This is a genomic window from Pseudomonas sp. Pseusp88 (genome assembly GCF_047303955.1).
In the GTDB taxonomy this organism is placed as follows: Bacteria; Pseudomonadota; Gammaproteobacteria; order Pseudomonadales; family Pseudomonadaceae; genus Aquipseudomonas.
In genome coordinates this window covers 1-14,965 of sequence record NZ_JBGLYM010000052.1, presented here as the reverse complement: position 1 = coordinate 14,965, position 14,965 = coordinate 1, and the positions used below count along the sequence as shown (strand labels likewise).

Below are 14,965 nucleotides of genomic sequence, written 5' to 3'. Positions count from 1 at the left end.
GATGTAGAGAGTGCGTTTTTGAGCTTCCATGGTCATCCGAGCTTAAGAAAATTGGGCAAAATCAAAAGTGCCGCCAGGGCTGCGCACGAGCGCTCTGGCAGCAGCTCAGGGAGCGTTTCCCCGGCTGACCTTGATGGTTCAGGATCAAACTCGATACTCCAGCTCATGGTTGCCGAGAAAGCATATCAGCAGATCTTGTAGCGCCATGGATTCATCTTCAGTCAGCTCGAACGGCTCGCAGTCTTCGATGTAGAACGTGTGCCGCTCGTAGCGGAAGTCCCGCACCTTGCTTCCGACAAGCTTTCCTTTCTGAAAATGCACTTTGCCACGGCTCGATGGATGCAGCTCGCTGAGCAGGTTGCCGATGTCCTGCGCATTCAGGATGTTGGGGGTCTCATCTATCTTGAAGTGAAGGTGAGGGCCTTTCCAGCACATGCCCGAGAATCTGTCTCGCGATCTGCTGCCCACAAACCCGAAAGGTCTGAGCATTGTGTTCGCACTACGAAACTGCTCATAAAGCTCGGGTAAGTCAGGCAAGCCCTGAACGTTAGAGAGGTCGGAGTGAACAATCTTGTTTCGCCAGGTGTTGAGCTTTATCGCCTGGGCTACAAATTTTGGCCAGAGCTCAGGAATTTCTGGGTGCATATCGAATTTGGGTAGCTCGTCCTTGATCAATGACGCGAGGCTTAGGTGCTTGGGCCATTTTCCCGTTTTGCGCTCGATATAGCCCTTGACCATTTTCTCGAACTCAAGGGCTTCGTAGCGGACATCATCTACCGAAGGCCCCAAGCTACCCGGCAGATCCTTGTAATCTGTACCGGGCATATACAGGGGGATCACAATGGGGCTTTTCTTTCGTCGGAACCAGTTAAACATGCACAGCAAGCCTTGAAGTGAAGAGGGGTTGATTGTGGTGAGCTCGATCTTCGGCACAGACCTTCCGAATGACCTTTTTGCCAAAGGAAACCATGACCATTTCCATGAGGGCCTAGTTGCACACCTTGCTTTCCAGAGACAGTAAACTCCCGACCTGACACGAAGACCATAGGCATCACATTGTCCATCAAGAATTCATCAGCAGAACCCACAGCGGTACCTGGGTGTGACGATCCAGAGGCTAAGCCGTTTGCACTGACCGACGGTAAGCGGCGACTGATATTGGACGCGCAGAAAGAATATCGTCGCCGCTAGCGTCGAGAGCGACGTATCGAATTTGGATGGTTCTCCTGGCTTTTCGACGAATTCCCAAGCGATGAATTCTACAGACCTCCACTTGGAGAGCGACGCAACACGCGTCAGGAAATGGCCTATCACAGCTTCAGGCAAATGATGAGCTGGTCGTTCTGGTCTGGAATCAAATCGTCCACCGGTATCAGGCTCGCAGCCGTAGCAGGCTTGGTAGCCGGTTTTCTCCAGGCAGCGCCATTGCTGAAGGGGGGCGAGGTTGCTGTAGGGCCCTTAGGCTGGTTGCTGGTCAGTGCCGGATTCTATCTGCTCGCGGTGCTCTGGTTTGAGTGCCGGTGCCCCGTTCTGCTGAAGCGTACGCTTGCAGGGAAACAGGAGTACTTGGGAATTGAGGGTCGACGCTGGTTGCTCGCTTTAGTGGAAGATGAGTTGCGAAGGTGGTGGGGCATCAAACCTTACGACCTGAAGTCGGGGAGGGCTCGTGCCAATGCTGATACCTACCAGGTGGCTCTCGAAATCGTTCAGTACGGGAACGTACCCGCCTACGGTGGTTTCTACGACTATGCCGCAGCTCGGATCGAACACGCCCTTGATGAGTATGCCCAGTTGACGTCTACCATGATTTGGCGGGACGAGGGACGGCCAAGCGAATTGCGCAGGTTCTCTCCTGGTTACCGCCTTTGCCCTTTGAACGCACCTCTTCGTAGTCTTCATTTGTCCGTCATGGATGAAAGCAAGGTGAGGGCAGCAGCAATTGGCAAGGAGGGGGACTTGGTGATCCGCTGGTTTGACACGCCTTTGACCTTCATCACCGAGCTGCCGAGCTACCGTAACCTGACGGTATCAAGCTATACCGAAGGTCTGGTCTATCTTTTTCGAAATGACTCGTCGGCGCTGACGTTCACTCGAATAGTCGCGCAGTGGCAGAACACAATGCGCCCTTTGAGTCGGCTCGTCCTCCTCGGCCTGTTTGCAGCCAGCGGGGCATGTTTTCTGTGGTTTGTCCTTCAGCAGCTGAAGATACTTGCGCCAAATTTGCTCTGACATCCACCGAACGATGTTCAGCATGTCCTCATAACCGTGCACCAGGACACCCATTCCACTGATGTCCAGGTGTCCGAGGTCGGCCGGGAAGAGGAGTCCTGGTCGACGTTTTTGACGAGGTAGGTCGTGCTCGCATCGATCGGCTTAAGCTTAAAGCGCTTCATCAATGAAGCGTTAGGTACCGCTCCTCTTCATTCCCGCAGAGAAGTACAGAAAGCGTGAATGGCTTTGCAAGCTTGTGTCAGCGATGCCTCATCCAAGGCATAAGCAATGCGAATGTAGGGCCCTAACCCGAAAGCGCTGCCGTGCACTACGGCGACATCAGCTTCATCCAGCAGGGCATGGGCCACATCTTCGTCTGTGCGCAACTCCCGACCAACTGCTGACACACGGCCGATCAGCCCGGCACAGGAGGCGAACGCATAGAAAGCACCCTGCGGAACGATGCATTCAAGACCTGGCGTCGCGTTCAGCAGCTTTACCATCAGATCACGACGGGCTTCGAAGACGCTGCGGCTTTCACGAATGAAATCCTTTGGCCCATCCAGCGCAGCGATTGCGGCCTGCTGCGAGATTGAACTCGCTCCAGAAGTCTGCTGCCCTTGAAGTTTTTCCATCGCATCCAGCAGCCAGCGCGGGCCAGTCGCGAACCCAATCCGCCATCCGGTCATGGCATACGCTTTGGAAACACCATTCATGGTCAGCGTCCGCCCGATCAACCTGGGCTCGACTTGAGCAAGGGTGAAAAACTGCTGGTCGTCAAAGATCAGGTGCTCGTAGATGTCATCAGCCAGGATCAGTACGTGGGGATTAGCCAACAATACTTCCGCTAAAGCCTGGAGCTCGTCTTTGCTGTACACCGCACCAGTAGGATTAGATGGCGAATTGAGAATAAGCCAACGTGTCTGGGGCGTGATTGCATTAGCCAACGCAGCAGGGGTCAGCTTAAACCCGGTGCTGGCATCACAGGTCACAATCCGCGCTTCACCACCACACAGCTCAACCATTTCGGGATAGCTAACCCAGTAAGGCGCAGGCACGATGACCTGATCACCTTCATTCAGCGTTGCGGCTAGAGCGTTGTAAATGACCTGCTTACCACCGTTACAGATGAGGGTGTCTTGCCAGGTGACCTGTAGGTCATTCTCCCGGCGAAATTTGGCGGCGACAGCCTCCCGCAACGGTCGGGCACCGGCAACCTGTGTGTAGCGAGTATGACCGGTTTCAATTGCCTTGATGGCAGCTTCCCGTACGTGCTCTGGGGTGTCAAAGTCTGGCTCACCTGCACACAGCGAAATGATTTTTGCGCCTTGAGCCCGCCGCTCAGCGACCCGATCCATGATGCGATAGGTAGCTGATGGCTTTGCACTGGCTAGGCGCGTATTAAGGCGCTCAATATCAACGCTCATGCGTGGGATCTCCACTCTGTCAGATTCATCAATTCCAACGTTGAGCTACCTTCAGTCAGCTGCAGCATCATGACCGCCTCTTTACTCGCTCGAGCTTCGCCCTCAGCCAGCGTACGTGCTGCATCCGCATGGGGGATGACGATCACGCCATCTTCATCTGCGACGACCAAATCGCCCATCGCCACTTGAGCTCCACCGAAGTTGAAGGGCATCCCCACTGACGGGGCGCTGGCTTTCACCGTACCTTTGACGGAAATTCCACGAGCAAATACCGGGAACTGCCGCTTCTTAATTGCGGCGATGTCACGAACTCCACCATCGATGATCAGACCGACGACACCGGCTGCTTCAGCCGCAACCGTCAGGACTTCGCCCCAATATCCCGCCATGAAGTTGCCGGTACCTACAACCAGCACACTGCCGCTAGGCACGCGCTCCATGGCCAGGTGCAGCGAGAGGTTGTCGCCTGGAGAACACTCGAGGGGGTAGGCGGGCGCAGCGATGAATGCACCGTCCCAAATAGGACGGATAGCACTGTCAACCGCGCACGGCAGATGGGACGCTTCATAAAGGGTCGAGGTGCCCAAGGCTCTAGCAAGCTCGCGGAAGTTACGGGGTAGTGGAAGGGTGGTCATTAGATCTTCCTCTGCAGGCTGTGATAACCCAGTACGTCCCGGGCCTCTTTGAGTGATTTACCTTGAGCGATCAGAGTACGGATATTGGCCTCAACGGACTCGATCTGGCGAGCACACGCAGCCACTTCGGCCGCACGCTCGCGTGGTACAACCACAACACCATTGGCGTCGGCTACCACGATGTCACGAGCACAAACGCGAGCCTCACCCACAGAAACTGGCTGGTTCACGGACTGCACCTGCACGCGGTCTTTACCCGTACGAATGAAGCGGCCTTTGCTGAAAATTGGATAGCCATCGCCTAGCGCCTTGTTCACGTCCCGGCATACCCCATCGATGACAGTTGCGGCGATTCGTTTAGCGCCGGCGTATTGGGTCATGATGTCGCCCCAGACTGTGCAATCGGTACGCCCCCCGTTGTTGATCACAATCACATCACCCGGCTGCACGTCTTCGATGAAGTCACCAACAGTGCCCGGAGGAACGCTGGCGGACACGTATTGCACCGTGAACGCCGGGCCGACAACAACCTTGCCGTAGTTATCCAGCGGCGCCACGCCCAGGCACTGACCGGGTAGGCCTAGCTTGTCCATTGCATCGGATACACCCGGCGTATCCAAGCCCTCGAATAGAGCTACCAATGCTTGGTCTTCATGATTCATCAAGAATGCTCCACTTGGATGGCTTCGAACTGAGTGTCATGCATCACCTCTACAACCGAACGACCGCCACGTACAGCTTCAACCATGGCTTCCTGCCGCCGGTGGATGCGCTCGCCCAGGGCAATTACCTCTTCGATGTGGGCTTGGGGAACAAAGACCGTGCCGCAGTTATCAGCGATGACGTAGTCGTCCTCGCTGACGTCAGCGCCTGCAACACGGATGGTGATGGCGGCATCAATCTGTATGACACGGTTTCGGGCGCTGATCATGGTGACGCCTCGGCCATAGACCGGATAGCCAATGGACGCGCTGCCGTCGATATCGCGGCTGAAACCGTCGATGACCGTACCGCGCACTTTCTTGCCCACAGCTGCGTTAGCGAGGATGTCACCCCAGCAGGAAATGCCTTCAATACCGCCGCCGATCACCAATACACGATCATCGCTGGTGATCTTTTCAACCACAGGAGTAATCAGGTGCACGGTGGGGGCGCTGCCAGTTTTCGGGCCCAGCAACACTGTGCTGGCGCGACCGACTATTTTGGGACAGTTCCATAGTGGGCGAAGCCCAACGGTGGCGCCGCTCAAACCGAGAAAGTCCAGTGCGTCTGAAACCGTGTTGGTATCGAGCGCTGCTAGGCGATCCAATAGATTGTTGTGACTCATAGGTAGCCCCGGTGATGACAGAGGGCCCCAGTTTCAGTCCGTGAGCATGATAGGTATATTACTAATCACGTAAGCATCCCATACGCCAAACATATGGATTGGACATGATCAATTTTCGCCTTATCCGCCACCTGTGGTTATTCTTGGCGGTCGCTGAAGAACAAAATTTCGGACGTGCCGCCAGGCGTCTTGGGATGTCCCAGCCACCCCTGAGTGAGCAGATTCAGGTGCTAGAGCAGGGGCTGAAAGTCAGGTTGTTTGAGCGTTCACGTAAAGGCGCAAAGCTTACGGCGGTGGGTGCAGCCATTCTTCCGGCAGTACAAAAGTTCGCCGAACAACTCGAACGTTTGGAGCTTGCTGTGGAGGAAGCAGTCGCAGGTCAGTCGGGAATACTGACCATTGGATCGATATCTACAGCGATGTTCGATGTATTACCGGGACTGATCGAGGGGTTGAAAGAAGACTACCCGCACTTGACGGTTTCGGTGCGGGAGATTGATAGCGTAGAGGCGGTACCAGCACTGGAGGCGGGCGATATCGATCTGGCATTCGCGCGTTTGGATGGTGATCTGGGCACGTCAATCAAATCGCTACCGCTGCTCGAGGATCGCCTGGTGGTCGCTATGGCTAATGACCATCCTTTGGCTACACGCACTCGCATTTCGCTGGCCAGTCTGGCTGATGAACCCTTGGTGATGTTTGCTCGAAAGGTCAGTCCAGTCTATTTCGACAATTTGATCGCAACCTGCCGCGCCAGCGGCTTTTCACCGCGCATCCTCCATGAAGTCCGTTCAGTGGCCTCTCAAATTGCCTTCGTCAGCTACGGCCAAGGCATTGCGTTGGTGCCCGCATCACTGAAAAAGCTGGCCCCCGAAAACGTAGTATTTCGTCCGCTGACTCAAAAGCTCAACGTCGTGACCACTGCAGTCGCCTGGAACGGCGATTGGCCCAATCCAGTCGTCGAGGCCGTGATCGCCAGGCTGAGTGAGAAGGGCGCTCGTAAAAAGCAGAATTGATGACCCAAAAGTGCCGTGGTTGCTGATACGTTAGGCGTATGGAAGCCTTCCTGAATAAGTAATTTACGGATGCTGGTATTTCGTTGAGATTGGTGGCTCTGCCGGAGAACTCATTCGGCCCCCATTCTTGCGCTCAAGGAGTCAACACCGTGTCCTCATCTGAAACCTTCATGCACAGTCAAATTCCGCTGGAGGTGGAGGGCGTCCAACTGGAAATTGCGGCTATACACCGGGACGGCGACTTGCCGCCGGTTGTGTTTCTCCACGGTTTTGGATCGACAAAAGAAGACTATGCGGACTTTGTCCTGCAGGAAAAATTCGCCGGACATCCTTTCCTCGCTTACGACGCACCAGGGTGTGGCGAGAGCAGGTGTGACGATCTTTCCAAGACCTCAATCTCGTTTCTGATGCAGACTGCGTTACAAATGCTGGAGCATTTTGGCATTGGACGCTTCCATCTGGTGGGCCACTCCATGGGAGGGCTAACCGCGCTGATGCTGGCTCATCACTTCCCCGACCGTGTGATCAGCTTCATAGATATCGAGGGCAATATTGCTCCAGAGGACTGCTTCCTCAGCCGCCAGATCGTCGACTATCCAAGCGACGACCCTGAGGAGTTTTTCGCAGCCTTCATCAAACGCGCACGCCATGCCCCTGCCTATGCCAGCGCGCTGTACTCAGCGAGCCTGCGTCACAAGGTTCGAGCTGGCGCTATCCGAGGGATTTTCGAATCTATGGTAGACCTGTCCGATAACGCCGACCTAATGGGCAAATTTCTAGGCCTGAAGTGCCCGCGCATGTTCATGTACGGCGATCAGAATTCGTCCCTGTCATACCTCTCAGACATCCAGGCGAAGGGGGTACAGCTGGCAGAGATCAAGGCGTGTGGGCACTTCCCCATGTACTCCAACCCTCTAGAGATGTGGCAACAGATCTCTGCGTTCCAGGCTGCCTGCTTGGGCGGTTAAGGTCGACTCGAAGGGGGGAGTGCAGCCTCATGAGGCAAGCATTCGGGCTGATGTTATCCATTCACAGGAGGAAAAGCCGCTATTTGCCCAAAGTCCAGTTTTAGTGCAGGTGGAAATGGCATTTGATGCTCGACCCACGGCTGTGACAATTGGTATCGTCCGCCCCCCCAAACGACGTGCGCGCGAAGCATCGACCACGTTCTGGCTCACCCAACGCAGTCGAACTCTCACGGAGGAGGTACTGATGCTCAGGATTTTCAGGCCCAAAGCGGCACCTGGATTTCTTCGGTCACCCAAAGTCATGGAAGAGCGTCGCAAGATCCTCTCGTATTTGCGTCGCGATCCCAGTGAGCGCCGCCAGAGACGAGATAATCTGAATGAGGATTTGTTTTTTGATCTGGGATTACGCTTCGAGCTAGCGCGTGTCTTCCACTACAAGTGCGCATTTTGTGAGTCTCCCCTCAAAGATGATGGTCACGTTCTGCATATGCGCCCTCTACGGCGTGTAGAAGGTGATGCTGAAGACAGTTGGGACTACTACCTCTGGCTGGGATTTGAATGGAGGAATCTGTTTTATGCCTGCGACGTCTGCATAAAATGCAAAGGGGACAGATTTCCTTTAGAGAACAAGCGCGCAGATTTCTTGGCAGCCTTCACGGACGTCATAGGTCATGAGCGTGCTCTTCTGATCGACCCGACCTCGGAGGATCCAGGGAAAAATGTGTTTTATTCCGTGGACGGAAATATCTATCCACTGACCCCTAAAGGCGCTGCGACAATAGAAATTTTTACATTGAATCGCCGACGCTTGGTTGACGCCAGGCATGAAGCGATGCAGCGTGTGCTTCACCTACTCCGCGGTGATCGGGTGAGCGAGCTCCATCAAAGCCTGGTTTTGAGCGCCGCACATTCAGGGGCAGTTGTCAGTGTTCTTCAACGAATTATGCTTACCTGGAGACCAGACGGCAGATCCACCGTAGGGTCAGGGGCGAAGTTCGCCGAACGGTTTGTCGAGCTCTGGGAAAGTTGCACCAGCGAAGCAAAAGCACGACTACCCCTGGCGATAGATGAAGTTTGGTCAGGTAGGCTAGACCCGCCGAGACCTTCAGCTCTAGATCACGGCTTGCATATGGATACCATTCGCACACCTGAATGGTCGCTAAAATCGGGAGGTATTGCATCGGTGCAAATCTCGAACTTCAAGGCCATTGAGCAGCTCAACCTCAAGATGCCGATCAAGCGATCTGAAAGAGCGGGCGCGCCAGCTTTGATGATCTTAGGTGAGAACTCGAGCGGAAAGTCGAGCGTTCTCGCCGCTATAGCGCTAGCCGCTATTGGCACCCAGGAAGCGAAGAAACTAAAAAAATACCTGCCAGCATTAGCCCACAGTGCAGCGTTGAACCGCTTTGATCAGTTGGATCAGCAGGTGGTCAAGGTGCAGATTGACTTTCATTTTCACGAGCAACCTGCGCTGTTTGAGTATGACCCCGCTCAACACCAGCCGGCAGGCTTCAAAGATCCCGCACTTAAGATATTGGCGTACGGCCCGCGACGCTTCTTCGACACCAAAAAGCGCTATCACAAACCGGGGGCTGCGGCTCGCGTTCGAACTTTGTTCGACCCTTTGGCGACCATTCCATATCCAGGAGATTGGCTGAGGGCGCAGACTGGGGCTCGGTTCGACACGATCGCCGCCGCGCTCCGAATCATATTGGCTCTGGGCGAGGACGATGAGTTGATCATCGAACCCGACCATTTGGCAGTCAGGGCCAACGGGCGCGTAACTCCCATCGACGCGCTCAGCGAAGGCTATCGGTCTGTATTTGTCATGACGGTCGACATCATCCGTGAGCTGATCGATGAGTCACCCAACCTCGAGAAAGCGGAAGCCCTGGTGCTTATCGATGAGCTTGAGACACACCTCCATCCTCGATGGAAAATGCAAGTCATGACCTCACTACGCAAGGTGTTCCCTCGCGTGCAGTTCATCGTGACAACCCATGATCCGTTATGTTTGCGCGGAATGGACGATGGAGAAGTGATGGTGTTGCAACGAGATCACGGTGGCCGGATTCAAGCCCTGGAGGACTTGCCTAACGTGAGAGGTATGACAGCCGAGCAGCTTCTGACCTCCGACTATTTCGGACTGGCCAGTACGACTGACCCCACAACTGAAATCAAGCTGGCCAGTATCGCCGGCGACGTTGCGCATACGTCAGATCGAGGAGTAGTAACGGTCACTCCAGCCGCAGCTACGTCCCAATTGGTTGGGCGCCTGTTCATCGGAGACTCCCCTAGTGAACAGGTAGTGCAGGAGGCTCTAGCGACCTACCTAGAACGCCGGGAATCAGACCGCGGGAGCATACGCCCCAAACTGCGGGCGGAGGCGGTAGAGGCAATCATAGTCGCTCTTACAAGGGACGAGGACTGAGCATGCGGTATGTTGACCGAACGACAGTGACCGCGCCTCCATCGCTTGCTGGGCCGAGTGCGCCTGTCAAAGAGGAGATAACTGCCGCAGCCGATTTCTACCGTACCTACGATCCGACGGCGAAACCGAGACCCAAGACATACACATTTTTGCAGTACAAAAATGATGACGTCACTACCAGCCTGCGCACACTGTTTGATGACAAGTGTGCCTACTGCGAAACGGATGTCGGCGACGACATGGACGTCGAGCACTTCCGCCCCAAAGGTGGAGTAACCGGTGAAGACAATCATCCCGGGTATTGGTGGCTAACTCATAGCTGGGAAAACTTGCTACCGGCCTGTACACCGTGCAACCAAAACCGGCTTCAGCACATTGCCACTGAAAATCTCACGGAAGAAGATCTACTGGCGCTGCGCGCCCGAAAACCTGACAAGGCCCACGGCAAAGCTAATCAATTTCCTATCGCAGGGGTTCGTGCCTACTTCGGAGCATCGCTGAGTGACGAAAGGCATCACCTACTCGATCCAACAGTGGACGACCCTGCCGACTACCTAAAGTGGTCAAAATCCACCTACAGCATTGTGCTGGCGAATACGGATGATGAATGGGTGAAGGTGCGGGCGCTTTCGACGATCAGCGTTTTTGCGCTCAATCGCTTGAAACTGGTTCAAAGCCGCACCAGAGTCCTCAACCTGTTGCGGTACCAGGCCGAGCGAACGCTAATGGAGCTAGAGGAGGATCTTCGAGAGGGAGGATCCCCTCGGCTTATTCAGCGTGCATTGAGCCGGGTCGATGAAATGAGGCAGAGCATGGTGCCGGGTATGCCGCACACAGCAATGGTCGCATCATTCATTGAGGATTTTGTGATCGAGCTCAGAGCGCGTGTTGCTGGAATCTAGAAGCCTATGGGTGGTCACGCAGGGACAGATCCAAACCACCTTGATAAGGTTTAGTCAGGCACCTGAGACCTGGATAGAGCAATTGGTAACGACGCAAAGCGGTGACTACCTAGTTAGATACAGGCGAGGGCGCCGATCCGATTGAAAAGGACAGATTTGGCGGACATCTGGGCGCTTTGATCAATATGGGTGGATGCCTTGTAAGGTGTTTCAGGCTCCAATCCCATGCTCAATACGCGCAATAAGCGTCAGGGTGTGCTCGATGGAGACATCCCTCGGGCGTTTCTCGCCCAACGCTCGTAGAGGTTTCGATAGCCAGTCCACTGCACATTTCTTGTCGCCAAACAGAGCCATAGCTGCATCAAGCACCTGTGGGTCAATCGTTTCCGACGACTCGGGGTATTCCTTGCTTGGACTCATCGCGTCGTTGATCGCCGTTGCAAGGATTTCCAGAGCCTCCTTCAGGCGAGCATCGTCACGAAAATCCCCAGAGTTTGGCTGATGATCAGTGCAGTGGCGCAACAGTGATTGCGCGTCATTATGGTTCAGGTCGAATTCGATCAGCATGTCCATTCCTTAAATGGGGCTCGATACCCGGGTTATGCCAGCGTCCCGTTCGGTTACAGGCTCCGAATGATACACAGTGTCTCCAGCGGGGCTTTTAGTCTGACATCTCCATGCCAATCCCAGTCGGACAGTGCGGATCTCAATGCTAGAGTGCAAATCTCAATGCTGCAGTGTAGGGAGGAGGGCGTCTAGGATGCGTTCCATGAATCTACTCGATCTACTCGCGAGCAAAAAGACCGTTTGTTGGGTCTGACCTCACTCCAAAGCCCCCGACCGTCGAGCGCTCCATGAAGGCGCGGGCTCCTGTCTCGGGCCCTTAAACCGCCTGGACGTCTCTGCGTGCTAACTCGGCCAGATAGTCGCTGATGATCGTCATAGCCGGCGCCTGGTTAACCTCGGGATCGTGATCCTAGCCAATAGCACGGTACAATTCGCTACTAAATTTTGGCTGCTCCCCCGTGCCTAGCCTCGCCATAACATCGACTCGCTACGAAACAGCGAGTCTTATATTAAATAGCGTGGAGTATAATTTGCATGGGTGAGGTTCACCAAAACTACGCCTTTCATCCTGCGGATCTTGTCGATTATGCTATGGACAAGCCTATCGGCGCTGCCCGGGCTGCATTAGCTATTGCACTCGAGGATACTGATGTTGACGCAGATATCGTCACTAGTGAGTTGTTGGGAAATATGGAGCTGAACAATCACACTCTGACCCGGATTTCAGTTGCCCTACGCAAGGACAGAAAAAAGATTATTAGCGGCATGTCCACTCGTGTAAGGGGCCTACAGCTCGAACGTGACATAGGCCTATGATTCCCACTAAAAGCCTTTCCCATTTTCAAGTATAAATGAAAGGATGCAGCAGATGTCGGTAGGTGAGATTACGATAGCGCTACCACCAGATCCTATAACGTCTAGCGATGGGTGAACTGTTGCCATCGGGAAGGTCGAGGGTGCTGGCTTTATTATTGTCGCTTAATTTCACGATGCTCATGGAGCAAACGTGGCAGCAACGCATTCCACGAAGTCTGCTCTTCATCCCGACGCGGGGCGTTGAAGCAAGCGGAGCGCGCAGGCCTTTGGCCGTAGACACGAGGATGGAAGCCCGCAGGGCCAAGACCACGACGCAGTCGGGTCTTGGTTCACGACAGCCGTGCCGCAGGTCGTGCCGAGCTTGGTACCTGCGTCCGATTTCACCGGCGGTGTGAGGTCATGGTCAGGGTGAGCGTCCACCTGCATGCTCACGCAGCCACTGAGACGCCGGCAAATGCATTCGAATTCCAATATCTGGCCAAACACTTTCGTCTTGATGTGACTCAGCGATCCTCACTGCGCTTGACACCCATGCAGCGGCCTTGGCCGACTTCCGTAACTCCATGAACGTGATCGATGATCCTGGCGGCAAATGGTCGCAGCTGCGCCAATGGGCGTTCTCCGCGAGCGGACTATGCTGTAGTCGCGTTATAACGGTGGTCATGAACCTCCCGAACAGGTCGATCATGGTGTGGCTCGCGTAACCGCCAGTACCATCCATGAGAGGCAGCAGCAGGCTTTGCGGGGAAGTGTCCAAATTCTGGCTGTGCCTGAACCGGGCATAACGACGGAAATAGGTGTCAAACTGAGTAGCCAGCGGATAGCGCAGGCGAGGGTAGTGAGGACTCTCAAACCATTCTGGTGAAGGCTGTCTAGAGCCGGCCTTTTGGGAGCCAGACTCGTCGGTTTTGAAATTTGAAAACGTCAATTTGAGCGCTGATGATGACCCCAACGCCCGCAGCGGGGCGTCAGAATAGAGGGCTACGGCTGCAACGAAAAGCCATGGCTGCCACTGCTCGTCGCTCTGGGCCATGGATGTGGCCGTCGACATCAGATCGGTCAGTTGCGCCGGCGTGAAAATCGTACGGAGCTTGACCTGCCGAGCGGCGAAATCTCCCGGCTTTAGGGTATTAAACGGATTCATTAGGGTTGTGGTTCGAAGGGTCGCTAGGTACTCGAAAAAATCTCTTCCGCAGTGCAGGAACATATTGCGGTGCTGCACGGTTCCGAGTGCAACATCTGATCGTTTCACTGGTTTAGCGGCCGACGCCAAGTCGGAATTGTCCACCAGGCGCTTTCTGACTATCGGGCGCCAGTTATCATTAATTGGCTTGACAGCGAATTCTGTCATGGTCTTCAACAGGTAACGCGTCCCTCCAGTCTTCGACATCCAGGACATGGGTAGGCGCATGACGAAGTGCATGAAATCCCTGGCATCCGTTTCATCCCATGCCAAAAGCGGCTTGTGCCGAACAGACCAGCTCCAATGCATGATCGTCTCGAGCACCGGACACACGATCTTGTAGTGCCTTGGGGTAAATTTTGGCTGTTGGCATTGCTTGGCGAGGAAGCTGATCCCATGGCGCCACGTTTGAAATGCCTCTAGGGCCGGATCAAGAGTACCAAGCCGTGCGCGGACATCATTATTAATCGGGCGCTCCAGGCCTTGGTGATCGCCCAACAGCAAGAACGGCGGGAACAACGGATACGGCACGAACGAGTCCGTCGGTTCACCAGCCTTATCCGCTGATTTATCTGCTGCTTTAGCTGATGATTCGGTTAGTGAACTCGGCGCCGGCTTAGTTACGGGTTTGCGCGCGGGGTTCTTACTCGATTTCCGCGCTGACTTCATCATAGCGTGAAGCTCCTGAGCCGCCGGTGGAGCGGCTTTGGCTTTAGTGTGTTTTGCCGGTTCACCGGGTGTCTTTGAAGCATGAAAAACAGCTAGAACCGTAGCAGTGACCAGTAGTGACCATTAACAGTGCTGAGGGCTCTGATGCTCAACCGGGCAATGCCGCGGGCATTTGGGTGCTTGCCGGCGATCGAGCCTAGTGCAAACTGAATCGACTCTCGAGCATGGGCTGTGGTGTGCCAGTTCATGGAAAGGAAGTGTAGACGCCGAACGTCGCTGGCCGAGGCAGATTCAGTCTCAGCTCGACGAGTCGTGAGGATTGACTTCAATCGACTTGGACGACCACTCGGGCGCTGGCTTACGCGATGGTGCCGATCGTCGAGCAAAGCACAGCCATGCCGGGAGACGGCTACACTAGCGTAATCGTAAGCTCAGTTCAGCAGTGCCTCAGTTTCGGTTGTAACCCAAGAGCGATGGCTGGATGAGACGACGAGATTTGAGAAGGAATTTCTGGCTGCTCGATTATGGTTTTCAAACCGGGCAATCAGGGATGGCGGGGTTGGTGAAGCGGAGAAGGTACTGAAGGAATGGAACGTAACGGGTTGATTCGAGGGGTGTATGGTCAATTCAGACAAAGTATGGTTTTCGGAGGCTAGTGACAGAATCGATCGAGGGTTAATGGAAAGGGACAGCATGGTGGATGACAGGACTCTTTACGAGATTTAACATAATATACATTATGCGTACCTTCGGATTCTTACGCGTGGGTCGTCGCAGCCAGTTTTCAATGGTCGTTACGGCGCCAAGGCCGCT

General features: G+C 54.7%; 13 protein-coding genes. 6 read left to right on the top strand and 7 right to left on the bottom strand.

The window, feature by feature from the left end; genetic code table 11:
• Positions 1–144: 144 nt before the first annotated feature.
• Positions 145–933, bottom strand: coding sequence for a hypothetical protein (locus ACCD02_RS30975; RefSeq protein ID WP_413310272.1), 789 nt, complete (start codon positions 931–933; stop codon positions 145–147).
• 369 nt (positions 934–1,302) lie between these two features.
• Here ACCD02_RS30975 and ACCD02_RS30970 point away from each other — a divergent pair, with 369 nt between their 5' ends.
• Positions 1,303–2,229 carry a hypothetical protein gene (locus ACCD02_RS30970; RefSeq protein WP_413310269.1) on the top strand — a complete coding sequence of 309 codons (927 nt, stop codon included), beginning with the start codon at positions 1,303–1,305 and terminating at the stop codon, positions 2,227–2,229.
• A gap of 191 nt (positions 2,230–2,420) precedes the next feature.
• Here the strand turns inward: ACCD02_RS30970 and ACCD02_RS30965 are convergent, their stop codons facing one another.
• The 4 genes from ACCD02_RS30965 to ACCD02_RS30950 are packed head-to-tail and all read right to left on the bottom strand — an operon-like array spanning position 2,421 to position 5,600.
• On the bottom strand, positions 2,421–3,638 hold the full coding sequence (locus ACCD02_RS30965; protein WP_413310267.1) for a pyridoxal phosphate-dependent aminotransferase: 1,218 nt from the start codon (positions 3,636–3,638) through the stop codon (positions 2,421–2,423).
• Positions 3,635–4,273, bottom strand: a complete 639-nt coding sequence (locus ACCD02_RS30960) for an RraA family protein (RefSeq protein ID WP_413310265.1) — start codon at positions 4,271–4,273, stop codon at positions 3,635–3,637. Before ACCD02_RS30960 ends, ACCD02_RS30965 begins: the two co-directional genes overlap by 4 nt.
• Positions 4,273–4,935 carry an RraA family protein gene (locus ACCD02_RS30955; RefSeq protein WP_413310262.1) on the bottom strand — a complete coding sequence of 221 codons (663 nt, stop codon included), beginning with the start codon at positions 4,933–4,935 and terminating at the stop codon, positions 4,273–4,275. Before ACCD02_RS30955 ends, ACCD02_RS30960 begins: the two co-directional genes overlap by 1 nt.
• Positions 4,935–5,600: an RraA family protein gene (locus tag ACCD02_RS30950; protein WP_413310260.1), complete on the bottom strand. Its 666-nt coding sequence runs from the start codon at positions 5,598–5,600 to the stop codon at positions 4,935–4,937. The genes ACCD02_RS30955 and ACCD02_RS30950 overlap by 1 nt, the downstream gene beginning before the upstream one ends.
• Before the next feature lie 104 nt (positions 5,601–5,704).
• Between ACCD02_RS30950 and ACCD02_RS30945 the strand changes: the two genes are divergently transcribed.
• The 4 genes from ACCD02_RS30945 to ACCD02_RS30930 all read left to right on the top strand — a co-directional run bounded on the left by ACCD02_RS30945 (position 5,705) and on the right by ACCD02_RS30930 (position 10,917).
• Positions 5,705–6,616, top strand: a complete 912-nt coding sequence (locus ACCD02_RS30945) for a LysR family transcriptional regulator (RefSeq protein WP_413310257.1) — start codon at positions 5,705–5,707, stop codon at positions 6,614–6,616.
• 149 nt (positions 6,617–6,765) lie between these two features.
• Entirely contained in the window at positions 6,766–7,584 is an 819-nt protein-coding gene (locus tag ACCD02_RS30940; RefSeq protein ID WP_413310254.1) for an alpha/beta fold hydrolase, read from the top strand.
• A gap of 244 nt (positions 7,585–7,828) precedes the next feature.
• Positions 7,829–10,015 (top strand): AAA family ATPase, encoded by a 2,187-nt coding sequence (locus ACCD02_RS30935; protein WP_413310252.1) that lies wholly within the window; start codon positions 7,829–7,831, stop codon positions 10,013–10,015.
• Positions 10,016–10,017: 2 nt separating this feature from the next.
• Positions 10,018–10,917: a hypothetical protein gene (locus ACCD02_RS30930; RefSeq protein WP_413310249.1), complete on the top strand. Its 900-nt coding sequence runs from the start codon at positions 10,018–10,020 to the stop codon at positions 10,915–10,917.
• 210 nt (positions 10,918–11,127) lie between these two features.
• Here the strand turns inward: ACCD02_RS30930 and ACCD02_RS30925 are convergent, their stop codons facing one another.
• Positions 11,128–11,484 carry an antitoxin Xre/MbcA/ParS toxin-binding domain-containing protein gene (locus tag ACCD02_RS30925; RefSeq protein WP_413310246.1) on the bottom strand — a complete coding sequence of 119 codons (357 nt, stop codon included), beginning with the start codon at positions 11,482–11,484 and terminating at the stop codon, positions 11,128–11,130.
• A 534-nt stretch (positions 11,485–12,018) separates the two neighbouring features.
• Here ACCD02_RS30925 and ACCD02_RS30920 point away from each other — a divergent pair.
• Positions 12,019–12,300 carry a hypothetical protein gene (locus tag ACCD02_RS30920; RefSeq protein ID WP_413310244.1) on the top strand — a complete coding sequence of 94 codons (282 nt, stop codon included), beginning with the start codon at positions 12,019–12,021 and terminating at the stop codon, positions 12,298–12,300.
• Between the two features lie 403 nt (positions 12,301–12,703).
• On the opposite strand, the gene ACCD02_RS30915 is transcribed toward ACCD02_RS30920, so the two are convergent.
• Positions 12,704–14,155 (bottom strand): hypothetical protein, encoded by a 1,452-nt coding sequence (locus ACCD02_RS30915; RefSeq protein ID WP_413310241.1) that lies wholly within the window; start codon positions 14,153–14,155, stop codon positions 12,704–12,706.
• Positions 14,156–14,965: the final 810 nt, after the last annotated feature.